Genomic DNA, 20,836 nt, shown 5'->3' on the forward strand with positions numbered 1-20,836 from the left:
GGTCTTCGCAGGCTGACCCCGGGCGGCGGAGCGTCCCCATCCGAAGATGGAGGGACCACCCGTGTATCCACGGATCCGCAACATCAGTTTCGACTGCCACGACACGTACACCCTGGCCGGCTTCTGGTCGGCGGTGCTCGGCTACGCCCGGCTCCCGGAGGACGTTCCGGGTGACCCGGAAGCTGCCCTGCTGCCGCCGGACGGTGCCACGCCGAACATGTTCTTCCAAGCGGTGCCCGAGGACAAGGTAACCAAGAACCGGGTCCACATCTGCCTGGAACCGGTCGACCGGACCCGCGACGAGGAAATCGAGCGGGTGCTCGGCCTCGGGGCCACCATGGTCGTCGACCAGCGGCGCACCGACGGGACGGGCTGGGCGGTTCTCGCCGACCCGGAGGGGAACGAGTTCTGCGTGCTCCGCAGCGCCCGGGAGCGGGTCGACAGCACTGCGGAGGAACAAGCATGAGTTCGACGATCCACAACATCAGCATCGACTGTCACGACACGTACGCCCTCGCCGGCTTCTGGTCGCAGGTCTTCGACTGCCCACGGCAGCCCGACGACTTCCCCGGCGACCCGGAGGCGATGCTCCTGCCGCCGGGTGGCCCGGAGGTGCTGTTCATCGCGGTGCCCGAGGGCAAGTCGGTGAAGAACCGGCTGCACCTGGACCTGCAACCCGCCGACCGGACCCGGGCCGAGGAGGTCGAGCGGCTGCTCGGCATCGGCGCGACGCTCGTCGCCGACCACGTCGGCCCGACCGGCGGTGGTTGGGTGGTGCTGGCCGATCCGGAGGGCAACGAGTTCTGTGTGCTCGGCAACGCCGCCGAGCGGGCGGCCGCGGCGGCGGCGCGGGCCGCGGCAGCAGCGCTCGCCCCGTCGGAGGTTGCCGAACCGGCCTGACCGCCGACCTACGGCATGAGGCCCCGGCCACCCGAGGGTGGCCGGGGCCCTGGTTCCCGGCGCTGGGGCGGGACCTGACCGCGAGGTTCAGGGGCGGGGCGCGGTGACTAGACGAAGGCGCTCATGCCCTCGTATTCGGCCACCGGGGCGGCGCCGACATGCTCGTACTCGAGCAGCAGCAGACCCTTCGCCGTCGCTTCGTGGTGAACCAGCCGGAGGCCGACGGATGCGTTTGGCTGGTCGAGCAGCCGTCGCCCGGCACCGGCCACGGTGGGGGCGACGACGAGTCGGAGTGTGTCGACGAGGCCGGCCGACAACAGCGCCTTGCCGAGTCGTGCGCTCCCGTGGATCTGGAGCTCCCGCCCTGGCTGGGCCTTGAGTTTGCCGACGGTGTGGATCGGGTCGCCGTGGAGCACCGTCGTCGGGTGCCAACTACCCCCCGCCAGGGTGTTGGTCACGACGTACTTCGGCAGTGAGTTCATCCGTTCGGTGAACGGATCGTTCGGGTCGGTGATCTGCGGCCAGTCGCGGGCGAACGCCTCGTAGGTCCGCCGTCCGAGCAGCAGGCCGTCGGCGAGACCCAACCAGTCGGAGGTACGGCGGACGAAGACCTCGTCCAGGTAGGGCACGAGCCAGCCGCCCCGGGTGAAGCCGTCGCTCGGATCCTCGGTCGGCGAGCCGGGCCCCTGGCTGACGCCGTCGAGGGTGACGAACTCGGTCAGGACGATCTTCACGGCGCACCCGGGCTTTCGGCGACCCGGGCGAGTTGTGCGGTGACCGAGCCCCAGCCGTCCGCGAAGCCGATCTTCTCGTGCAGGTCGCGAGCGGCAGGATCACCGTGACGGACGACGATCCGGTAGTCCGTGCCGTCCGGATGATCTCGCATGGTGATCTCCGCGGTCATCGCAACCGGGGTGGGGTTCGCGGGCCGCCAGGCGCTGTCGATCACGTTGGTGAACACGATCCGTTCGAGATCGTCGACGACGAGGAAGCACGCGTCGAGGTGCGGGACGAACTCCACCCCGTCCTCGCTCAGTCGGGTCACGAGTGCGCCACCGGGCCGGACGTCCAGGCGATCGACGCGGCACAGGGCCGGCGCCGGTACCCACCACCTCTCGAAGCGGGACGGGTCGGTCCAGGCGCGCCACACGGCGGCGCGAGGGGCGCGGATGACCCGCGCCATGGTCAGGTCCAGGTCGGGATTCATCGCTGGTTCTCCTGCTGATCGGTGACGAGGCGTTCCAGGCGATCCGTGCGCTCTTCCCAGATCCGGCGCTGCTCCGCGAGCCAGTCGTCGACGACGGCGAGGCGCTCGCGGTTGAGCACGCAGGTGCGCACCCGGCCGGACTTGGTCGTGTGGATCAGTCCGTTCGACTCGAGCGTCTGCACGTGCTTCATGAACGAGGGAAGGGTCATCGGAAACTCGCGGGCGAGATCGCCGACGCTGGTCGGACCGTGGCCGAGGCGTCGGATGACCCAGCGCCGGGTCGGGTCAGCGAGGGCGACGAACACGCCGTCGAGCTGCGCCGAATACTGTGCCATGCGGCTAAGTGTTGCCGGAGATGACACTTAGCGCAAGGGCTAAGTATCGGCGGCCGCAGCGGGGTGACCGCCGTGCCGACGGTGGCCGGTCGGTGCCTTGCCGAGCAGCAGCAGGGGCCCCGGCCACCCGAAGGTGACCGAGGCCCCGGTGTCGTACGGATCAGGACTGCTGCTCGACCTGGCCCCGGATCGTGGTGAACTCGGCCTTCGCCTGGTCGGCGGACTTGAAGTACATCACCACCATGCCCAGGCTGCCCCGGTCGGCCCAGACGCAGATGCCCAGCGGCACGGTCTCGGCCTTGCCGTCGCCGCAGCGCGCCTCGCCGCCGAGCGGGCCGGCGTCGACGGCCGTCATCTCGCCCACCGTCAGCTGCTTGGCCAGCCCGTCCACATAGGCGTCGAGCTCCTTCTTCGGGTCCGACAGCAGCCCGGACACGCCCGTGATCATGACGAGGTCCTGTTTGGTCGGGTCGCCGTAGAAGGCGGCGACCGTGCTGGTCTCGTTCCCCGCCGCCGTCTTCATCCCGCTGACCGCCTGGTCGGCGGCCGTCTGGAGCTCCGGGGTGGTGAGCTTCGGGCGGCCGGCGAGGGTGGCCGGTGCGACCACCCGGGTCTTGCTGGCATCCACGACGGCGCCCACGTCGTCCTTGACGACGAACCAGGTGATCGCCACGCCACCGAGGCAGAGCACCAGCACCGCGGCCAACACGATCAGCACGATCTTGCCGACGTTCGACTTCTTCGCCGGGGGAGGGCCGCCGGCCAGGTTCGGGTCACCGTACGGCTGACCCGGCTGCGCGGGCGGGAACCCAGGCTGCGCCGGCGGGAAGCCCGGCTGCGCGGGCGGGAAGCCACCGGGCTGCTGCGGCTGTCCCTGCTGCTGCGGCGGCGGCCAACCGCCAGGCTGCTGGCCCGGCTGCTGCGAGGGGTCGGGGGAATCGTGCGGCGGGCCGTAGGGATTGGCCGGCGGCTGGGACATCAGTCAGCTCCAAGATGGGTGTGCAAAACGCGTGATCCTAACTCGGTGCGGAGCCCGCCGTTGTCCCTGCGGAGACCCGCACCGGCGATCGACCGATCACAAACGGTCGCGGTGGCCGGCCCGTCCACGAGGGACGGCCCGACCACCGCGACGGTGGTACTGCGATCTCCTCAGGCCGGCAGGCTCGCCGCGCCACGCGGCAGGAACCGCTGGCCGGTGACCCGCTCGGAGGTGCCGGTCCGGTCCAGGTACGGCGTGACGCCGCCCAGGTGGAACGGCCAACCGGCGCCCAGGATCATGCACAGGTCGATGTCCTGCGCCTCGGCGACCACACCCTCGTCCAGCATCAGCCGGATCTCCTGCGCGAGCGCGTCGAGCGCGTTCTGGCGTACCTGCTCGGCGGTCAACGGCTCGTCACCCACCACGAGCAGCGCGGCGACCTCCTCGTTGACCTGGTCGTCGACCACGATCGGTCGACCCGAGTCGGCGATCCGCTTGAGGTTCTCGCTGACGGAGAACCGGTCCGGGTACGCGGCGTGCAGGGTGCCGCCCACGTGGTACGCGACGGCCGGCCCGACCAGCTGGAGCAGGGCGAGCGGGCGCATCGGCAGGCCCAGCGGGTCCAGTGCGCTGTTCGCCACGTCCAGCGGGGTGCCGGCGTCGACGGCGGCGAAGACGGTGCCCAGGAAGCGGGTGAGCAGCCGGTTCACCACGAACGCCGGAGCGTCCTTGACCAGCACCGAGGACTTCTTGAGCTGCTTGCCGACCGCGAACGCGGTCGCCAGGGTGGCGTCGTCGGTGCGCTCGCCCCGGACGATCTCCAGCAGCGGCAGCACCGCCACCGGGTTGAAGAAGTGGAAGCCGACCACCCGCTCCGGGTGTTCCAACTCGGCGGCCATCTCGGTGATCGACAGCGAGCTGGTGTTGGTGGCGAGCACCGCCGTCGGAGAGACGATCTTCTCCAACTCGGCCCAGACCTGCTTCTTGACGCCGAGGTCCTCGAAGACCGCCTCGATGACGAAGTCGGCGTCGGCGAAGGCGCTCTTGTCGACCGTGCCGCTGATCAGGCCGTAGAGCTTGGCGGCGGTGCCCTTGTCCATCCGGCCCTTGGTGACGGCCTTCTCGATCTGGGTGTGCACGTAGCCGACGCCCTTGTCCACCCGGGACTGGTCGAGGTCGGTCAGCACCACCGGCACCTGGAGGCGGCGGGCGAACAGCAGCGCCAGCTGGCTGGCCATCAGACCCGCGCCGACGATGCCGACCTTGGTGATCGTCCGGGCCAGACCCTTGTCCGGTGCGCCGGCCGGGCGCTTGGCCCGCCGCTGCACCAGGTCGAACGCGTACAGGCCGCTGCGCAGCTCCTCGGAGAAGACCAGGTCCGCGAGGGCCTCGTCCTCGGCGGCGGTGCCGGCGGCGAAGTCGCCGTCCTTCGCCGTCTCCAGCAGGTCGAGCGCCTTGTACGCGGCCGGGACCGCGCCGTGCAGCCGCTGGTTCAGCGTCTCCCGGGCGAAGTAGAGCACGCCCGCCCACATGTCCTTGTCGACCTCGGGTCGGGTCACGGTGACCTGACCCCGGACCACGCCGGCGGCCCACTCCAGGGACCGCTCCAGGAAGTCCGCCGGCTCCAACAGGATGTCCGCGATGCCCAGCTCGGCGGCCTGCTTCGGCTTGAGCATCTTGTTCTGCATCACCGGGTTCTGGATGATCACCTGGGTCGCGGCGGGGATGCCGATCAGGTTCGGCAGCAGCTGGGTGCCGCCCCAACCGGGCACCAGGCCGAGGGAGACCTCGGGCAGCGCGAGGGCCGCCGCGCCGCCGGAGAGCGTCCGGTAGTGGCAGTGCAGCGCCAGCTCCAGGCCACCACCCATCGCCGCGCCGTTGACGAACGCGAAGGTGGGGACGGTGCTGTCCTTGAGCCGGGCGAAGACCCGGTGGCCGAGCCGGCCGATCTCCAACGCCTGCGCGCGGTCGGCGAGCTGCGGCAGGCCGACGATGTCCGCGCCCACGCAGAAGATGTACGGCTTGCCGGTGACCGCGATGAACGCCGGGTCGGCGGCGAGCGCGGCGGTGATCGCCTCGTCCAGGCTCGCCAGCCCACCCGGGCCGAAGGTGTTCGGCTTGGTGTGGTCGAGGCCGTTGTCCAGCGTGATCAGGGCGGCGGGCCGGTCCAGCCCCGGCACGTTCACCTGGCGCAGCAGCGCCCGGGTGACGACCTCGTTCGGTGCGGCGAGCGTACTCACTTGTTGCCCTCCGTCCAGTGCGGGTTCTCCCAGATGACCGTGCCGCCCATGCCGATGCCGATGCACATCGCCGTGAGGCCGTAGCGGACCTCGGGGTGCTCGGCGAACTGGCGGGCCAGCTGCGTCATCAGCCGCACGCCGGAGGAGGCCAGTGGGTGACCGATGGCGATCGCGCCGCCCCACGGGTTGACCCGCGCGTCGTCGTCAGCGATGCCGAAGTGGTCGAGGAAGGCGAGCACCTGCACGGCGAACGCCTCGTTCAGCTCGAACAGGCCGATGTCGTCGATGCTGAGCCCGGCGAGGCGCAGCGCCTTCTCCGTCGACGGGATCGGGCCGACGCCCATCACCTCCGGCTCGACCCCGACGAAGCCGAACGACACCAGCCGCATGGCGACCGGCAGGCCCAGCTCGCGGGCGGTGGCCTCGTCGGCCAGCAGGCTCGCGGTGGCGCCGTCGTTCAGGCCGGCCGCGTTGCCTGCGGTGACCTTGCCGTGCGGGCGGAACGGGGTCTTCAGGGTGGCCAGCTTCTCCAGCGAAGTGTCCCGCGGGGCCTCGTCCACCGTGGCCAGACCCCAGCCGCCCTCCGCGTCGCGGATGGACATCGGCACCAGGTCGTCCTGGAGCTTGCCGTTGGCGTACGCCTTGGCGGTCTTCTGCTGTGAGGCGAGCGCGAACGCGTCGGTGCGTGCCTTGGTGATGTGCGGGACCAGGTCGTGCAGGTTCTCCGCGGTGGAGCCCATCACCAGCGCGGACGGGTCGACCAGCTTCTCCGCGATGATGCGCGGGTTGGGGTCGACGCCCTCACCCATCGGGTGGCGGCCCATGTGCTCGACGCCACCGGCGATGGCGATGTCGTACGCGCCCATGGCGATGCCGCTGGCCACGGTGGTGACCGCGGTCATCGCCCCCGCGCACATCCGGTCGATGGCGAAGCCGGGAACGGTCTTGGGTAGCCCGGCCAGCAGGGCGGCGGTGCGGCCGATGGTGAGGCCCTGGTCGCCGATCTGGGTGGTGGCCGCGATGGCGACCTCCTCGACCCGCTCCGGGGGCAGCTGCGGGTTGCGACGCAGCAGTTCCCGGATGCAGCGGATCACCAGGTCGTCGGCGCGGGTGTTGGCGTACATGCCACCCGCCTTGCCGAACGGGGTACGGACGCCGTCGACGAAGACGACGTCGCGAACTTCACGGGGCACTTGAGCCTCCTATTCGACCGTGATTCGGCCTTCACGCCAGGCGGCACGCCGGACCGAACAAGGGTCGCCGACACGGGCACGTTTCCCTCGGATGCTACTCGCCAGTAACCAACCCCGCCCCCACCCCCCGCTGTGGCCCACCCCACACCCACCCCTGCCCACCCACAACCCCACCCCCGGTCCGTCCGGCTTCCGAGGGGTGGGTCAGGGGAGGGTCGGGGTGGGGGTCAGGGCTTCGGTCAGCTCGGGGTTGAGGAGGCCGATCTGCCACTCGCGGGCGTTGAGGCCGCGCAGGGTCTCCGCGACCGACTCCTCGGTGACCTCCTCTGGCGGGGTCCAGGCCAGCCGGCGGATCGAATCCGGAGTGATCAGGTTCTCCGGCGGAAGGTTGTGCTCACCGGCGATGCGGATCACGACCTCCCGGCAGCGGGCCAGCCGACCGGCCGCCACCGGGTCCCGTTCGGCCCACCGGTGCGGCGGGGGCGGGCCCTCCACGGCCGGTGAGACCGGCAGGGAATCCTCCGGCAGCTGCCGGGCGTCGTCGAGCGCGGCGAGCCAGGTGCGGGCCAGCCGGCGGACCGACCGACCGCCGAAACCCGGCAGGGTCAGCAGGGTCCTCTCGTCCTTCGGGTCCAGCTCGGCCGCGGCGATGATCGCCGAGTCGGGCAGCACCCGACCGGGAGCGGCGTCGCGCCGGGCCGCGATCTGGTCCCGGGCGTACCACATCGAGCGGACCCGGGCCTGGGCCCGAGCCCCCCGCAGCCGGTGGATGCCCGAGGTACGCCGCCACGGCTCCGCGCGGACCCGGGGCGGGCGTGCCCCGGTGCGGACCAGCGCGGCGAACTCCTCCGCGGCCCAGGCCGACTTGCCCTGCCGGGTCAACTCGGCGTCGAGCGCGTCCCGCAGGTCGGTGAGCAGCTCCACGTCGAGGGCGGCGTACGTCAACCACGACTCGGGCAGCGGTCGACTCGACCAGTCGGCCGCCGAGTGGTGCTTCTCCAGGGTGAACCCGAGCAACTGCTCGGTGAGCGCGGCCAGCCCGACGCGTTCGAAGCCGGCCAGCCGAGCCGCCAGCTCGGTGTCGAACAGTCGGCGTGGGCGCAACCCCACCTCGGCCAGGCAGGGCAGATCCTGGCTGGCCGCGTGGAGAACCCACTCGGCCTCACCGATCACCGCGTCCAGCGCGCTGAGGTCGGGCAGGGGCAGCGGGTCGATCAGCGCTGTGCCCGCACCGGCCCGGCGCAGTTGCACCAGGTACGCGCGCTGGCTGTAGCGGTAGCCGGAAGCCCGTTCGGCGTCCAGGGCGACCGGGCCGGTGCCCGCCGCGAAGCGGGCCACGACCTCGGCGAGCTGGGCCGGGGCGGCGACTGGATCAGGGGTGCCGTCACGCGGGGCGATCAGCGGAACGGGCCCACCGTCGGCCGGGTCGGCCCCTTCGCCCGCCGGCTGCGGCTGGGCCGACGGCGGGTGCTGGGGTGCGTTTCCCGGAAGTTCTTCGGTGGGCCGACGGCGCAGGGGTGGTTCGTCGGTCACCTGCCAACCCTAGTGCGCGCGGAGATCCGGCGGGTGCAGCCGGTCCGGCGTGTGTCGGCCAGGTGTCCGCAAAGTGTCCTCCCGGGCCCGGAAGATCAGGCTGCGCCGGCGGATCGGCGGTCGGCGAGGGCGGTGACGCCGGGTGGGGGGAGGCCGGCGGTGGAGGCGAGCAGGGCGCACCAGCCGAGCAGATGTGGGGTCAGGTCGTCGTCGATCGGCGTCCAGGACGCGCGGATCTCGATGTCACCGATGGTCGGTGGCCCGGCGAGATCGCCGAACCGGGTCGACATGGTCTGCGTCACCGTCCCGCCGATCGCCCGGTAGCCGGCGTCCTGGGCGTCCAACGCGTCGGTCAGCCACGTCCAGCCGACCCCGGGCAGCAGCGGGTCGGCGGCCAGGTCGACCTCCAACTCGGCGGTCACGTAGGTGACCAGCCGCAGGGTGCCCTGCCACGCCTCGTGCCCGACCGGGTTGTGCAGCAGGATCAGCCGGCCGGTCGCCACCTCGTCGTCGTCGCGCAGCACGGTCGCGGCGAGCGCGAACGCGTACGGGGCCAGCCGCTGGGGGGCACCGACCTCCTCCAGGGTGATCTCCGGCCGGGGGGCGGCCGACCGCAGCCCGGCGACCGCGCGGGCGAACGTCTCCGGGAGCGCGATCGGGGGGGCCATGTCGGCAGCCTATGCCGCCGCCCGCCGCCCGCTTCGACGGCGCGCCGACGCTCCCCGAGGGGCCAGCGCTTCGACTCCGGCGTAAGGAACGGTGCCCTTCCTCTCACCCCCACCCGGTCGGGGGTGGCGGGCGTGGCACGATTGCGGCGATGACCACGGACACCACGGGCACTGTCGCCCGAGACGGAGAATCCCGCCCCGGCGGACCGGCCGACTCGCCCTTCATCCGGGCCTGCCGACGTCGGCCCGTTCCGCACACCCCGGTCTGGTTCATGCGCCAGGCCGGCCGCTCCCTACCGGAGTACCGGGAGATCCGGGCGAGCGTGCCGATGCTGGAGTCCTGCCGCCGCCCGGAGCTGGTCACCGAGATCACCCTCCAGCCGGTGCGCCGGCACGGGGTGGACGCGGCCATCCTGTTCAGCGACATCGTGGTGCCCGTCGCCGCGGCCGGGATCGACCTGGACATCGTGCCGGGCACCGGCCCGGTGGTCGCCGAGCCGATCCGCACCGCCGCCGACGTGGAGCGGATCCGCCAGATCACCCGAGACGACGTCTCGTACGTGGACGAGGCCGTCCGGCAGTTGGTGGTCGAACTGGGCGACACCCCGCTGATCGGCTTCGCCGGCGCGCCGTTCACGCTGGCCAGCTACCTGGTCGAGGGCGGTCCGTCGCGCACCCACGCGAAGACCAAGGCCCTGATGTACGGCGACCCCGAGCTGTGGCATGCGCTCTGCGCCCGGCTGGCCGAGGTGACGCTGGCCTTCCTGCGGGTGCAGATCGAGGCCGGCGTCTCCGCCGTGCAGCTGTTCGACTCGTGGGCCGGCGCGCTCTCCGAGGCCGACTACCGCCGTTTCGTGTTGCCGCACTCGACCGCCGTGCTCAGCGGGCTGGTTGGCGCCGGGGTGCCCCGGATCCACTTCGGGGTGGGCACCGCCGAGCTGCTCGGCGCGATGGGCGAGGCCGGGGCGGACGTGGTCGGCGTCGACTGGCGTACGCCACTGGACGTGGCCACCGGCCGGATCGGCGCGGACAAGGCGGTGCAGGGCAACCTGGACCCGTGCGTGCTGCTCGCGCCGTGGCCGGTCGTGGAGGCCGAGGTGCGCCGCATCCTGGAGCAGGGCCGGGCCGCCCCCGGGCACGTGTTCAACCTCGGCCACGGGGTGCTGCCGGAGACCGACCCGGAGGTGCTGACCCGGGTGGTCGCGCTGGTGCACGAGCTTTCCAACCGCCGGGCCGACCAGGGCTGACCGGTGATGCGGCAGCCCTGGCGGGTGGCGGTGGTCGGCGGCGGGATCGCCGGGCTGGCCGCCGCGGTCCGCCTGCGCGACCGCGCGCCGGCCGGCACCGAGATCACGGTGTACGAGCAGTCCGGCGCGCTGGGCGGGAAGCTGCGCACCGGTGAACTGGCGGGTCAGCCGGTGGAGTTCGGCGCGGAGTCGTTCCTGATGCGCGACCCGACCGGCGCCGAGAGCGCGGCGGTGGCGTTGGCCCGTCGGCTCGGGCTGGCCGAGAAGATCGTGCACCCCACGGTGGGGCAGGCGGCGTTGGTCATCGACGGAGGGCTGCGCCCGATCCCGGGCGGCACCCTGGTGGGCGTACCCGGGGATCTGGATCGGGTGGCCACGGTCGCCCGCCCGGCGGCGGACGCCGACACCGACGGCGGTCGGCCGCTGGTCGGGCCGGACGCGGACGTCTCGGTGGGTGCGCTGGTCCGGTCCCGCTTCGGCAACGAGGTGGTCGAGCGACTGGTCGACCCGATGCTGGGCGGGGTGTACGCGGGCCGCGCCGACGATCTCTCCCTGGTCACCACGATGCCGGCGTTGGCCCGGGCGGCCCGGGTGGAGCACACCCTGGTCGGCGCGGTCCGGGCCGCGCAGGCCGCCGCGCCGCGGGCGCCCGGCGCACCGGTCTTCGGCACCCTGGCCGGCGGGCTGAGCACCCTGGTCGAGGCGGCGGTGACGGCCAGCGGCGCGACGGTTCGGCGGGACGCCGCCGTGCGCGAGTTGACCCCGACCGGCACCGGTTGGCGGCTCACCGTCGGCCCGACCCGCGACCTCGAGTTGGTGGACGTGGACGCCGTGGTGCTGGCGGTGCCGGCGCGACCGGCGGCGCGGCTGCTGGCCGGCCCCGCGCCGGCGGTGGCCGCGGGCGTCGGCGCGCTGGACTACGCGAGCGTCGCGCTGGTCACCATGGCGTTGCCGCAGCCGCGACTGCCCGAGCTGTCCGGCTTCCTGGTGCCGAGCACCGAGGGCCTGCTGATCAAGGCGGCGACCTTCTTCACCACCAAGTGGGGGCACCTGAGCCGGCCGGACGGGTTGGCCCTGGTGCGCGCCTCGGTGGGCCGGTACGGCGAGGAGGCGCACCTTCAGCGCCCCGACGCGGACCTGGCGGCCACCGTGCACCGAGAGCTGTCGGCGGTGCTCGGCGCCCCGCTGCCCGCCCCGGTCGACGGGCACGTGCAGCGGTGGGGCGGTGCGCTGCCGCAGTACGCGCCGGGGCACGCCGACCGGCTGGCCGCCGCGCGGACGGCGTTGCGGGCCGCGCACCCCACCCTGGTCCTCGCCGGCGCCGGCTACGACGGCGTTGGCATCCCGGTCTGCGTCCGCTCCGGCGAGACGGCAGCCGAAGAGATCATCACAGCACTGGGAGGATCGGCGAGATGACCGAGCAGACCAACGCGGCCCGGTTGCGGGAGCTGAACGACAGCATCCGCTACACCATGTGGTCGGTGTTCCGGGCCAGCTCCCCGCTGCCGTCGCTGCGGGACAACGTCACCGGTGAGGTCGTGTCCCTCTTCGACGAGTTGGCCGGCAAGGACGTCGTGGTCCGGGGCGTCTACGACGTCTCCGGGCTGCGCGCCGACGCGGACGTGATGATCTGGTGGCACTCCGCGTCCCCCGACGCACTCCAGGACGCGTACCTGCGGTTCCGCCGCACCACGCTGGGCCGCGCGCTGACCCCGGTGTGGTCGCAGATGGCGCTGCACCGGCCGGCGGAGTTCAACAAGAGCCACATCCCGGCGTTCCTGGCCGGCGAGGAGGCCCGCCCGTACATCTGCGTGTACCCGTTCGTGCGCTCCTACGAGTGGTACCTGCTGCCCGACGCCGAGCGGCGCGAGATGCTGGCCGAGCACGGCAAGATGGCCCGCGGCTACCCGGACGTGCGGGCCAACACGGTCGCCTCGTTCGCGCTCGGTGACTACGAGTGGATGCTCGCCTTCGAGGCCGACGAACTGCACCGGATCGTCGACCTGATGCGGGACCTGCGCGCCTCCGGCGCCCGCCGGCACGTCCGCGAGGAGGTCCCGTTCTACACCGGCCGCCGCCGCTCGGTAGCCGAGATCGTCAACTGCCTGGTCTGACGCCCACCGGCCGGCGCCGCACCCCCGCCCGGGTGCGGCGCCGGACGGGGATCAACTGGTCGTCGTACAGGAGACCAGCGGAACCGGGTTGCTGCCGTTCCACGAGCCGAGGAAACCGAACGTGGTGCTCGCTCCGGCGGCGAGGGTGCCGTTGTGGCTGGCGTTGCGCGCGGTGACCAGCGTGCCGTTGGCGCTGACGGTGGTGTTCCACGACGAGGTGACCTGCTGGCCGCTGTTGTAGTTCCAGCTCACCGACCAGCCCCGGGTGGGTGAACCGCCGGCGGTCACCTTCACCTCGGCCTGGAAGCCACCGGACCACTGACCGGTCACCTGGTACGTCGCCGTGCAGGCCCCGGCCGGCGGCGGGGTGGTCGGCGGGGGCGTGGTGGGCGGCGGGGTCGTCGGCGGCGGGGTCGTCGGCGGAGGCGTGGTCGGCGGCGGGGTGGTCGACCCGCCGCCGAAGTCGACGTCGCTGCACAGGTAGTACGACTGGTCCAGGTGGCTGGCCTGCCAGACGGTGTAGACGATGTGCCGGCCGGTGCGGCCCGGCGCGCTGACCGGGATCTGGATCGAGACACCACCGGTGTCCGGGTCCCACTGCGAGGCCGGGGTGTTACCGATCTGGCCCGCCAACTCCAGGTTGCCCCAGCCGAGCGGTTGGGTGGCCGGGTTGAAGCCCTGCTTGGTCACGTACACCCGGATGTAGTCGGCGCCGTGGCTGGCCTGGTCGAAGAAGCGGAGCCGGAAGTTGTTCGACACCGCTGTGGTCTTCCAGGCGCCGACGGTGTCCAGCGCGTTGTAGCGAGGGCTCTGGGTGCGTCCGCCGCTGCACAGTTGGCCGTCGGGGACGGCGGCCTGGTGGTTGCCCCCCACGCCCTCGCGGAACAGGCCGTTCCAGTTCCACATGGCGGCCGGGTCGGCCTGCCATGCCTGCCAGCACATCGGGTCCTCGGTGGCCATCCGAGGGTTCTGGAAGTCGCCGCCCCAGCGTTGCCAGCAGCCGTAGTTACGCGAGGCCGGGTCCACGACCGATCCGTGCGCCGAGGCGGGCTTGGGCAGCATGGTGGTCAGTGCGGTCGTCAACAGGAGCGTGGTGGTCGCCACGATGGCGAACAACCAGAGCACGCGTCGTGATCGGGTCAGAGTGGACATGGAGCCCCCGGGGGGATGAGGTCGGACGTCGACACCCGGATCGCCGGGAGGTTGCCCACTCCCGCGCCTGATCGCTGGCTCCCGCGATGGCTCTACCCGGCACGATGCCAGCCTGATCGTCACACGTCAATGGGCTCGCGCCGCATCGGGGTGTGGGGGATGCCGTCCTCGACGTACTCGGGGCCGCTCACGGCGAAGCCGTGCCGGCGGTAGAGCGCGACCAGGTGCGACTGGGCGTCCAGCACGCAGGCCCGGTTGCCCACCACCTCCAGCGCCGCGGCCATCAGCCGACCGGCGTGCCCGCCGCCGCGCGCCGCCGGGGCCACCACCACCCGACCGATCCGGGCGGTGCCGTCCGGGTCGGCCAGGATCCGCAGGTACGCCAGCGGCGCGCCGCCGTCGGTGAGCCAGAGGTGCCGGGTGCCCGGCTCGACGTCCCGCCCGTCCAGCTCCGGGTACGGGCAGTTCTGCTCCACCACGAACACGTCGATGCGCAGCTTGAGCAGGTCGTGGAAGGTGCGGGCGTTCAGGTCGGCGAAGGAGGCCGTGCGGATTTCGGTGGTCTGCTGAGGCATCCACCGATGGTAGGTCGGGCCGGTTCACCGGGGGCCCGCCCGGTCCGGTGCGAGATAGGTGGCGGCCACGGCGGTGAGCATCAGGACGCCGCCGACGATCACCGGCACGGGGAGCGGTTCGTGCAGCAGTGCCACCGCCAGCGCCGCGGCGGTGAGCGGTTCGAGCAGGGTCAGCACGGCCGCGACGCTGCCCGGGGTGGTGCGCAGACCGGCGTAGAACAACGCGTACGCGACCGCCGTGGTGACCACGCCGAGGTGCAGCAGCAGCGCCACGGTGTCGAGGCGTACCGGCAGGCCGACCCCGGCGACCAGGGCGAACGGCGCCAGGGTCAGCGCGCCGACCATGGTGGAGATGGTGGTCAGCGTCATCGGCGCGGTGCGCTGCGACACCTGCCGGCTGATCAGGGTGGTCACCGCGTACCCCAGGCCGGAGCCGGCCGCCGCGAGCAGGCCGAGCAGCGGGGCGGGCGCCGCCGCGCCGGGGTGCTCGGTGGCGCCGGTGATCAGGACGAGGCCGGCCACCGCCGCGACCAGCGTGCCGAGTCGCAGCGGGCCGGGGAGCCGGCGGGCGTGCGCCGACTCCCAGGCCGCGGCGAGCACCGGGGCCAGGCCCAGGCTGACGATGGTGGCCACGCTGACACCGGCCCACGCCACGGCGGCGAAGTAGAGCGCCTGGTAGAGGCCGAGGCCGACGCCGGTGAGCAGCAGCGGTACGGGTGCGGCGCGCAGGGCGGCCACGATGGTGCGTAGCCGGCCGGCGGTGCACGCCAGCAGCACGAGCGCGGCGATGGCGAGGCGGTGGAAGCCGATGCTCACCGGGCTGAGCCCGGTGCTCTCGCGCAGGAGTTGCACCGCCACGCCGGTGGTGCCCCACAGCACGCCGGTGACGGTGATCTGGATCAGGCCGCTGCGGGCGGCGTGGCTGGCGGCCGGCAGCGGGGTACGGGTCGTGGACACGGGGGCGCTCCGAAGGGTGAGCCGTTGACGGGGACGACGTCGACGGAGCGCGTACGACAAGGTGGCCGAGCGGGGTCAGGTCACCCGGTCGGCGAGAGGCGCGGCGCTCCGCTCAGGAGCGCGGCGGGGGCAGGACGCCCAGGAATGGCCGCATGGCGTCGACCGTACCGCAGCCTGGTGGTCCGGTTGGCCCGCGGCCGAGCGGGCGCGGTCAGGCCGGGCGGGCACCGACGGCGTCGCGGATCTCGGCGCCCACCGCGCCCTCGACGGCGCGGGCGCAGTGTGCGCAGCAGAAGAAGCGGCCGTTGACCTCGACGCCGTGCCCGACGATCTTGACCTGGCAGTGCTCGCAGATGGGTGCCATCCGGTGGATCGCGCACTCGAACGAGTCGAAGGTGTGCACGTCGCCGCTGACGGTGTGCACCTCGAACGCCATCCAGTAGTCGTTGCCGCAGACCTCGCAGGTTGCCACCGAAAGAACCTCCGTTAAGTGGACAAGTGCCTACAGAATTCACCAGGGGGGCGCGACGGGGGGCGGAACGTCGATGCCTGGCCCCGCCGGCGGCGTGTCGGCGCCGGCGTGTTGCCCGTTATGCCGGGTGAACCGCCGCAACCCCCGGAGGATCACCGTGATCAAGCGCAACAAGCTCTTCGGCAACCAGACCCGGGTCACCTTCTGCCTGCCCCGCGATGTCCCGCCGGGCCCGGTGAGCGTCGTCGGCTCCTTCAACGGCTGGCAGCCGGGCCGGCACGAGCTGGTGGCCCGCCGCGACGGCACCAGGACGGTGACCGTGAAGCTCCCGCCGGGGGAGCACCGGTTCCGTTACCTCGGCACCGGTGGCGTGTGGTTGGACGACGAGTCGGCCGACCAGGTCGACGACCGGGGCAGCCTGCTCCGGCTCTGAGAAGAAAACTGCCGCCATCGATGGATTTATCGATGAGAGTCTTTACTGTTAACAATGTTTAAATTACGTTGAGGGCACCTACCGGACCCTGGAGAAGGAGCTGCCCGATGCGTCGAAGAATCACCGTCCCGCTGGTGGCGGCGGGCGCCGTCGCCGCCACCCTCACCGTCGCCGCTCCCGCGCAGGCGCACGGTTACGTCTCCGCCCCACCGAGCCGGCAGGCGCTCTGCGCCCAGGGCCGGGTGCCCGACTGCGGGCAGATCAAGTACGAGCCGCAGAGCGTCGAGGGGCCCAAGGGCCTGCGCAGCTGCCATGCCGGAATCGCCCAGTTCGCCGTCCTCAACGACGACAGTCGGGGCTGGCCGGCCACCTCGGTGGGCAGCTCGCTGACCTTCACCTGGGTGAACACCGCCCGGCACGCCACCAGCAACTGGGAGTACTGGATCGGCAACACCCGGGTCGGCGTGGTCAACGGCAACGGCCAGCAGCCGGGCGCCACCGTGTCGCACAACGTCAACCTCGGCGGCTTCTCCGGGCGGCAGAAGATCCTCGCGGTGTGGAACATCTCCGACACCGCGAACGCCTTCTACTCCTGCATCGACGTGCAGATCGGCGGCGGCGGGTCGAACCCGACCCCCACCCCCACCACCTCACCCACCCCACGGCCCACCCCGACCACCACGCCGACCACTCCGCCCGCGCCGGGTGGCAGCTGGACGACGGGCCGGGCGTACCAGGTCGGCGACCAGGTCACCTACGGCGGAGCGACGTACCGCTGCCGGCAGGCGCACACCGCGATCCCGGGCTGGGAGCCGCCGAACGTACCGGCGCTCTGGCTCCAGGTCTGACCGCACGGGTGCGGCCCCTGGTCGCACCCGTGTTGCCGCCCTCGCGTGAACGGAGCAACCGGCATGCCCCGCCGTACCCCGCTGGCGTCCCTCGTTGCCGCACTGCTGCTCACCGGAGCCTGTTCCGGATCACCCACCTCGAGCCCGTCGGCCCTGCCGCAGCCGGCCCCCGCGTCCCCGGCCGGCTCGGCGGCGGCCGGGTCCGCGGGCGCCGGCTCAGCGGGCGAGGCGGACACGATGAGCGGGATCGACGTGGTGTTCCTGAGCACCATGGTCGGGCACAGCGAACGCACCCTTCAGATCGTCCGGCTGGCCCGGGACCGGGTGCGCGACGACGCGCTGCGCACCCTGGCCGCCGCCATCGAGGCGACCGAGGCCGACGAACTGGCCGCTATGCGCGGCTGGTTGCCCACCGCCGGGCCGGCCGCCAGCGCGGTCGCACACCACCACGACGGGCACGGCGACGACGCCGCGCTCGACCGGCTGCGGACCGCGTCGGACGCGGACGTCGACCACGTGTTGCGCGAGGTGCTCGCCGACCATCAGCGATCGGCGGCCGACCTGGCCCGATCCCAGGTCGGTGTCGGCCGCGACGAGCGGGTCCGTGACCTGGCCCGGCGGATCGAGCAGTCCCGGGCCGCCGAGGTCGAGCTGCTCAGGGGTACGCCCTGAGCGCGGTCACGCCCTGAGTGCCTGGGTCAGCGGGGTTCCAGCTTGATGGAGACCGAGTTGACGCAGTGCCGGGTGTCCTTCGGGGTGAAGCCCTCACCGTGGAAGACGTGCCCGAGGTGACTGTCGCAGCGGGCGCAGCGGATCTCCGTACGGGCCATGCCGAGGCTGCGGTCCTCGATCTCCTTGACCCGGCCCGGGATGGCGTCGTCGAAGCTCGGCCAGCCGCAGTGCGAGTCGAACTTGGTGTCGCTGGAGAACAGCTCCAGCCCGCAGGCGCGACAGTGGTAGACCCCCTGGGTCTTCGTGTCGACGTACTCGCCGGTCCATGGGCGTTCGGTGCCGGCCTCCCGCAGGACGTGGAACTCCTCGGGGGTCAGTCGGACCCGCCACTCTTCGTCGGTACGGGGCAGCTCGTTGTCGTCAAGACTCACCCGTCAACGGTACGTCGAACGTCGGGGGCGTGGCATAAGGTCGCGGGATGGGTGGCACCAAGGCTGCGGCCGTCGAGGTCGAAGTGGCCGGGCACACCGTCCGGCTGAGCAGTCCGGATCGAGTGATCTTCCCGCAGCGGGGGTTCACCAAGGCGGACGTCTTCCACTACTACCTCGCGGTCGGCGACGGGATCATGCGCGCCCTGCGGGACCGGCCGACCACCCTGCAACGGTTCCCCGAGGGCGTCGAGGGCGAGGCGTTCTTCCAGAAGCGGGTGCCCACCCGTGGGGTGCCGCCCTGGGTGACGACCGCGCAGATCACTTTCCCGAGCGGTCGGAACGCGGCGGAGCTCTGCCCGGCCGACCTGGCGCACGTGGCCTGGGCAGCGCAGATGGGCACCATCGTCTTCCACCCGTGGCCGGTGCGGGCCGCCGACGTCGACCGCCCCGACGAGCTGCGCATCGACCTGGACCCGCAGCCCGGCACCGACTTCGCCGACGCGGCGCGAGCCGCCGGCGAGGTCCGCGCGCTCCTCGACGAGCTGGGCGCGACCGGCTGGCCGAAGACCTCCGGCGGCCGGGGTGTGCACGTCTACCTGCGCATCCAACCCCGCTGGACGTTCACCGAGGTGCGCCGGGCCACCATCGCGCTGGCCCGGGAGGTGGAGCGCCGCAACCCCGATCTGGTCACCACCGCCTGGTGGAAGGAGGAGCGCGGCACCCGGGTCTTCGTCGACTTCAACCAGATGGCGCGCGACCGGACGATCGCCTGCGCGTACTCGCTGCGGGCCAACGCGCGGGCCACCGTCTCGACCCCGGTCAGCTGGGACGAACTCCCCGACGTCGACCCGGACGACTTCGACCTGCGCACCGTGCCGGCCCGGCTCGCCGAGCGAGGTGATCCGCACGCCGGGATCGACGACGCACCGTGGGACATCACCCCGCTACTGGAGTGGGCCGAGCGCGACGCCGCCGCCGGCCAGGGCGACCTGCCGTACCCGCCGGACCACCCCAAGATGCCCGGCGAGCCCAAGCGGGTGCAGCCGAGCCGCGCCAAGCGCTCCGTCGACCGCCCGGACCGACCCGCCGAGTCATAGCGGGGGCTGGGCTGTCCACGCCAGGAACCTGTCGAACAGCTCTGCCGGGTCGGGCGCCGGGTCGGGGTTCAGTTTGAGCAGGTCGGCAGTCGCGTCAAACAACTGACTCGCCATGTGGATCGATAGCGCCACCCGGTCGGTCCCGTACTCGACCCGCAGCAACATCCGGGCGAATGCGCACGGCCAGGTGGCGGCGCACACCCGGCAGAGCCAGAGCGGCCGGCGCGGCAGGTGCTGGTGCACCGGATGCAGGCCGCACAGGGGCGCGCGGTTAGGGACGTGTTGCTTTGATGCTCGGTGGCATCAGCAAACAGCGGGTATACGTGATCACCAGTCACCGGAACTACCCCGACCCGGTGGCGGATCTGGTGCAGGGGAAGGTGTGGCGGAGGTCGGACGTGGTGGCCTGGATTCGGGAGCACCGGCCGGAGTTGGCCGAGGGCTGACGAAGCCCTCGAGCGGGTGATCCGGTGCGAGCGAAAGCGTCGTACACCTGTTCTAGAATTTGCCGGTGATCGATGAGTTGGGGCGGGCGGACAGTGCGGTGGCGACCTGCGCCGACGCCGCCGCCTGGGCTCTCTCCGAGCATGATCTGATCGCGGCGCTCGACGCCACCCACCGGCTTCAGCAGCGGCTGGCGTCGGTGCAGTTGGCGGTCGTCCGGGAGTTGGACGGTCGGGGCATCCCGGTCGCGCAGGGCGCCGCCTCGACGGCGGTGTGGTTGCGCCACCGCCTACGACTCGATGTTTCCTCCGCCCGTCGGCTGGTCGGCCTCGCCGCCTCGCTCGACATGGCCCCGCCCGGCGTGCGCGACGCCTTGGCGAGCGGGGCGGTCAGCGTGGAGCAGGCCCGGGTCATCGCCGACACGGCCGCCGCGGTGTCGGTCTCGGCGGGCGCCGAGATCGCCGACAAGGCGGTTGGCGTGCTGGTCGAGTGGGCCGCGCAGTTCGACCCCACCCTGCTGCGCCGGATGGGCACCCGGATTCTCGATCACGTCGCTCCCGAGGTCGCCGACGCCGCCGCTGCGGCGGGCCTGGCCGCCGAGGCCGCCCGGGCCGCCCGCGATCGGCACGTCACCATCTCCGAGCAGACCGGCGGGCGGCTACGGCTCAGCGGCACCCTCGACGCGGAGGCCGCCGCGCTGCTGCGCGCCGTCATCGACCCGCTCAGCGCACCCGCCGGGCCCGATGACGCTCGCTGTGCCGGGCAGCGTCGCCACGACGCCCTCGCGGACGTGTGTCGGCTGGCGCTACGTACCGGGGAGCTGCCCGAGAACGGCGGCGACCCGGCCCAGCTCGTCGTCACCATCGACTACGACCGGCTGGCGCGGCAGTTGGGCGCCGGCACCCTCGACGTCGGCCTGCGGCTCACCCCCGACACGGTGCGCCGACTCGCCTGCGACGCGGCCATCCTGCCGGCCGTGCTTGGCGGCGCCGGGCAGGTGCTCGACGTGGGCAGGCAACGTCGCCTGGTCACCGGCCCACTGCGTCGGGCGCTGGTGCTGCGCGATGGCGGCTGTGCCTTCCCGGGCTGTGACCGGCCACCCCGCTGGTGCGCCGCCCACCACCTCCGGCACTGGGCCGACGGCGGCCTGACCAGCCTCGACAATGCGGTGCTGCTCTGCGGCCACCACCACCGGCACATCCACCAGAGCGAGTGGGCGGTTCGGTTGGGCCACGACGGCCACCCGGAGTTCCTGCCGCCGGCCTGGCTCGATCCCGACCAGATCCCGCGCCGCAACCACTACCACCGCCGCAGATAGACGGCAAGGCTCAGCCTCTTC

25 protein-coding genes are annotated in these 20,836 nt (G+C 72.5%); 11 read left to right on the forward strand and 14 right to left on the reverse strand.

Annotation, left to right across the window (positions count from 1 at the left end; genetic code table 11):
• The first annotated feature begins 61 nt into the window (after positions 1-61).
• The gene (locus tag AC5L30_RS16355) at positions 62-466 is read left to right on the forward strand and encodes a VOC family protein (RefSeq protein WP_494868180.1); all 405 of its coding nucleotides are present in this window, start codon (positions 62-64) and stop codon (positions 464-466) included.
• Positions 463-900 carry a VOC family protein gene (locus AC5L30_RS16360; protein ID WP_494868181.1) on the forward strand — a complete coding sequence of 146 codons (438 nt, stop codon included), beginning with the start codon at positions 463-465 and terminating at the stop codon, positions 898-900. The genes AC5L30_RS16355 and AC5L30_RS16360 overlap by 4 nt, the downstream gene beginning before the upstream one ends.
• 107 nt (positions 901-1,007) lie before the next feature.
• On the opposite strand, the gene AC5L30_RS16365 is transcribed toward AC5L30_RS16360, so the two are convergent.
• From AC5L30_RS16365 to AC5L30_RS16400, 8 genes are all read right to left on the reverse strand, one after another.
• Positions 1,008-1,634, reverse strand: coding sequence for a dihydrofolate reductase family protein (locus tag AC5L30_RS16365; protein ID WP_494868182.1), 627 nt, complete (start codon positions 1,632-1,634; stop codon positions 1,008-1,010).
• On the reverse strand, positions 1,631-2,107 hold the full coding sequence (locus AC5L30_RS16370; RefSeq protein WP_494868183.1) for an SRPBCC domain-containing protein: 477 nt from the start codon (positions 2,105-2,107) through the stop codon (positions 1,631-1,633). The genes AC5L30_RS16365 and AC5L30_RS16370 overlap by 4 nt, the downstream gene beginning before the upstream one ends.
• On the reverse strand, positions 2,104-2,442 hold the full coding sequence (locus AC5L30_RS16375; RefSeq protein ID WP_494868184.1) for an ArsR/SmtB family transcription factor: 339 nt from the start codon (positions 2,440-2,442) through the stop codon (positions 2,104-2,106). Before AC5L30_RS16375 ends, AC5L30_RS16370 begins: the two co-directional genes overlap by 4 nt.
• 160 nt (positions 2,443-2,602) lie before the next feature.
• The gene (locus tag AC5L30_RS16380) at positions 2,603-3,421 is read right to left on the reverse strand and encodes a flagellar basal body-associated FliL family protein (RefSeq protein WP_494868185.1); all 819 of its coding nucleotides are present in this window, start codon (positions 3,419-3,421) and stop codon (positions 2,603-2,605) included.
• A gap of 170 nt (positions 3,422-3,591) precedes the next feature.
• A complete protein-coding gene (locus AC5L30_RS16385) occupies positions 3,592-5,661 on the reverse strand; it encodes a 3-hydroxyacyl-CoA dehydrogenase NAD-binding domain-containing protein (protein ID WP_494868186.1) in 2,070 nt (689 codons plus the stop codon).
• Entirely contained in the window at positions 5,658-6,854 is a 1,197-nt protein-coding gene (locus AC5L30_RS16390; RefSeq protein ID WP_357261901.1) for a thiolase family protein, read from the reverse strand. The genes AC5L30_RS16385 and AC5L30_RS16390 overlap by 4 nt, the downstream gene beginning before the upstream one ends.
• A gap of 204 nt (positions 6,855-7,058) precedes the next feature.
• A complete protein-coding gene (locus AC5L30_RS16395; RefSeq protein WP_494868188.1) occupies positions 7,059-8,387 on the reverse strand; it encodes a ribonuclease D in 1,329 nt (442 codons plus the stop codon).
• 95 nt (positions 8,388-8,482) lie between these two features.
• Entirely contained in the window at positions 8,483-9,055 is a 573-nt protein-coding gene (locus tag AC5L30_RS16400) for a DUF3000 domain-containing protein (RefSeq protein ID WP_494868190.1), read from the reverse strand.
• A 149-nt stretch (positions 9,056-9,204) separates the two neighbouring features.
• Here AC5L30_RS16400 and hemE point away from each other — a divergent pair, with 149 nt between their 5' ends.
• From hemE to hemQ, 3 genes are read left to right on the forward strand one after another with little or no spacing between them, the layout of a single operon-like run.
• Complete coding sequence (hemE, locus tag AC5L30_RS16405; RefSeq protein WP_494868191.1) at positions 9,205-10,302, forward strand: uroporphyrinogen decarboxylase; 1,098 nt, start codon at positions 9,205-9,207, stop codon at positions 10,300-10,302.
• Between the two features lie 6 nt (positions 10,303-10,308).
• Complete coding sequence (hemG, locus tag AC5L30_RS16410) at positions 10,309-11,718, forward strand: protoporphyrinogen oxidase (RefSeq protein ID WP_494868192.1); 1,410 nt, start codon at positions 10,309-10,311, stop codon at positions 11,716-11,718.
• Positions 11,715-12,416, forward strand: coding sequence for a hydrogen peroxide-dependent heme synthase (hemQ, locus tag AC5L30_RS16415; protein WP_196921722.1), 702 nt, complete (start codon positions 11,715-11,717; stop codon positions 12,414-12,416). Before hemG ends, hemQ begins: the two co-directional genes overlap by 4 nt.
• A gap of 51 nt (positions 12,417-12,467) precedes the next feature.
• On the opposite strand, the gene AC5L30_RS16420 is transcribed toward hemQ, so the two are convergent.
• The 4 genes from AC5L30_RS16420 to AC5L30_RS16435 all read right to left on the reverse strand — a co-directional run bounded on the left by AC5L30_RS16420 (position 12,468) and on the right by AC5L30_RS16435 (position 15,572).
• Positions 12,468-13,568 (reverse strand): lytic polysaccharide monooxygenase auxiliary activity family 9 protein, encoded by a 1,101-nt coding sequence (locus AC5L30_RS16420; RefSeq protein WP_494868194.1) that lies wholly within the window; start codon positions 13,566-13,568, stop codon positions 12,468-12,470.
• Positions 13,569-13,687: 119 nt separating this feature from the next.
• Complete coding sequence (locus tag AC5L30_RS16425; RefSeq protein WP_494868195.1) at positions 13,688-14,143, reverse strand: GNAT family N-acetyltransferase; 456 nt, start codon at positions 14,141-14,143, stop codon at positions 13,688-13,690.
• Positions 14,144-14,167: 24 nt separating this feature from the next.
• Complete coding sequence (locus AC5L30_RS16430; RefSeq protein WP_494868196.1) at positions 14,168-15,100, reverse strand: DMT family transporter; 933 nt, start codon at positions 15,098-15,100, stop codon at positions 14,168-14,170.
• Positions 15,101-15,311: 211 nt separating this feature from the next.
• Complete coding sequence (locus tag AC5L30_RS16435; RefSeq protein WP_124815255.1) at positions 15,312-15,572, reverse strand: metallothionein; 261 nt, start codon at positions 15,570-15,572, stop codon at positions 15,312-15,314.
• 157 nt (positions 15,573-15,729) lie between these two features.
• On the opposite strand from AC5L30_RS16435, the gene AC5L30_RS16440 reads away from it, so the two are divergent.
• The 3 genes from AC5L30_RS16440 (at position 15,730) to AC5L30_RS16450 (ending at position 17,525) form a co-directional block, all read left to right on the forward strand.
• The gene (locus AC5L30_RS16440; RefSeq protein ID WP_494868198.1) at positions 15,730-16,005 is read left to right on the forward strand and encodes an isoamylase early set domain-containing protein; all 276 of its coding nucleotides are present in this window, start codon (positions 15,730-15,732) and stop codon (positions 16,003-16,005) included.
• A gap of 107 nt (positions 16,006-16,112) precedes the next feature.
• Positions 16,113-16,853 (forward strand): lytic polysaccharide monooxygenase, encoded by a 741-nt coding sequence (locus AC5L30_RS16445; RefSeq protein ID WP_494868200.1) that lies wholly within the window; start codon positions 16,113-16,115, stop codon positions 16,851-16,853.
• Between the two features lie 63 nt (positions 16,854-16,916).
• Positions 16,917-17,525 carry a DUF305 domain-containing protein gene (locus tag AC5L30_RS16450; RefSeq protein WP_494868201.1) on the forward strand — a complete coding sequence of 203 codons (609 nt, stop codon included), beginning with the start codon at positions 16,917-16,919 and terminating at the stop codon, positions 17,523-17,525.
• 26 nt (positions 17,526-17,551) lie between these two features.
• Here the strand turns inward: AC5L30_RS16450 and msrB are convergent, their stop codons facing one another.
• A complete protein-coding gene (gene msrB, locus AC5L30_RS16455; protein ID WP_030336225.1) occupies positions 17,552-17,956 on the reverse strand; it encodes a peptide-methionine (R)-S-oxide reductase MsrB in 405 nt (134 codons plus the stop codon).
• A 47-nt stretch (positions 17,957-18,003) separates the two neighbouring features.
• Between msrB and ligD the strand changes: the two genes are divergently transcribed.
• A complete protein-coding gene (gene ligD / locus AC5L30_RS16460) occupies positions 18,004-19,053 on the forward strand; it encodes a non-homologous end-joining DNA ligase (protein ID WP_494868203.1) in 1,050 nt (349 codons plus the stop codon).
• Here ligD and AC5L30_RS16465 read toward each other — a convergent pair.
• The gene (locus tag AC5L30_RS16465) at positions 19,048-19,296 is read right to left on the reverse strand and encodes a hypothetical protein (RefSeq protein ID WP_494868204.1); all 249 of its coding nucleotides are present in this window, start codon (positions 19,294-19,296) and stop codon (positions 19,048-19,050) included. The genes ligD and AC5L30_RS16465 overlap by 6 nt on opposite strands.
• A gap of 47 nt (positions 19,297-19,343) precedes the next feature.
• Between AC5L30_RS16465 and AC5L30_RS16470 the strand changes: the two genes are divergently transcribed.
• Together AC5L30_RS16470 and AC5L30_RS16475 are read left to right on the forward strand one after the other, a co-directional pair.
• Positions 19,344-19,499 carry a hypothetical protein gene (locus AC5L30_RS16470; RefSeq protein WP_494868205.1) on the forward strand — a complete coding sequence of 52 codons (156 nt, stop codon included), beginning with the start codon at positions 19,344-19,346 and terminating at the stop codon, positions 19,497-19,499.
• Between the two features lie 65 nt (positions 19,500-19,564).
• Positions 19,565-20,815 carry an HNH endonuclease signature motif containing protein gene (locus AC5L30_RS16475; RefSeq protein ID WP_494868206.1) on the forward strand — a complete coding sequence of 417 codons (1,251 nt, stop codon included), beginning with the start codon at positions 19,565-19,567 and terminating at the stop codon, positions 20,813-20,815.
• Positions 20,816-20,836 lie beyond the last annotated feature (21 nt).

The sequence above is a fragment of the Micromonospora sp. BQ32 genome (assembly GCF_059358895.1).

Excerpts from the sequence above, each read along its gene's own strand:
- AC5L30_RS16360 (WP_494868181.1), top strand. The coding sequence starts at position 463 with ATGAGTTCGACGATCCACAACATCAGCATCGACTGTCACGACACGTAC.
- AC5L30_RS16370 (WP_494868183.1), bottom strand. The coding sequence starts at position 2,107 with ATGAATCCCGACCTGGACCTGACCATGGCGCGGGTCATCCGCGCCCCT.
- AC5L30_RS16375 (WP_494868184.1), bottom strand. The coding sequence starts at position 2,442 with ATGGCACAGTATTCGGCGCAGCTCGACGGCGTGTTCGTCGCCCTCGCT.
- AC5L30_RS16380 (WP_494868185.1), bottom strand. The coding sequence starts at position 3,421 with ATGTCCCAGCCGCCGGCCAATCCCTACGGCCCGCCGCACGATTCCCCC.
- AC5L30_RS16400 (WP_494868190.1), bottom strand. The coding sequence starts at position 9,055 with ATGGCCCCCCCGATCGCGCTCCCGGAGACGTTCGCCCGCGCGGTCGCC.
- hemE (WP_494868191.1), top strand. The coding sequence starts at position 9,205 with ATGACCACGGACACCACGGGCACTGTCGCCCGAGACGGAGAATCCCGC.
- hemG (WP_494868192.1), top strand. The coding sequence starts at position 10,309 with ATGCGGCAGCCCTGGCGGGTGGCGGTGGTCGGCGGCGGGATCGCCGGG.
- hemQ (WP_196921722.1), top strand. The coding sequence starts at position 11,715 with ATGACCGAGCAGACCAACGCGGCCCGGTTGCGGGAGCTGAACGACAGC.
- AC5L30_RS16420 (WP_494868194.1), bottom strand. The coding sequence starts at position 13,568 with ATGTCCACTCTGACCCGATCACGACGCGTGCTCTGGTTGTTCGCCATC.
- AC5L30_RS16425 (WP_494868195.1), bottom strand. The coding sequence starts at position 14,143 with ATGCCTCAGCAGACCACCGAAATCCGCACGGCCTCCTTCGCCGACCTG.
- AC5L30_RS16445 (WP_494868200.1), top strand. The coding sequence starts at position 16,113 with ATGCGTCGAAGAATCACCGTCCCGCTGGTGGCGGCGGGCGCCGTCGCC.
- AC5L30_RS16450 (WP_494868201.1), top strand. The coding sequence starts at position 16,917 with ATGCCCCGCCGTACCCCGCTGGCGTCCCTCGTTGCCGCACTGCTGCTC.
- ligD (WP_494868203.1), top strand. The coding sequence starts at position 18,004 with ATGGGTGGCACCAAGGCTGCGGCCGTCGAGGTCGAAGTGGCCGGGCAC.
- AC5L30_RS16470 (WP_494868205.1), top strand. The coding sequence starts at position 19,344 with ATGCTCGGTGGCATCAGCAAACAGCGGGTATACGTGATCACCAGTCAC.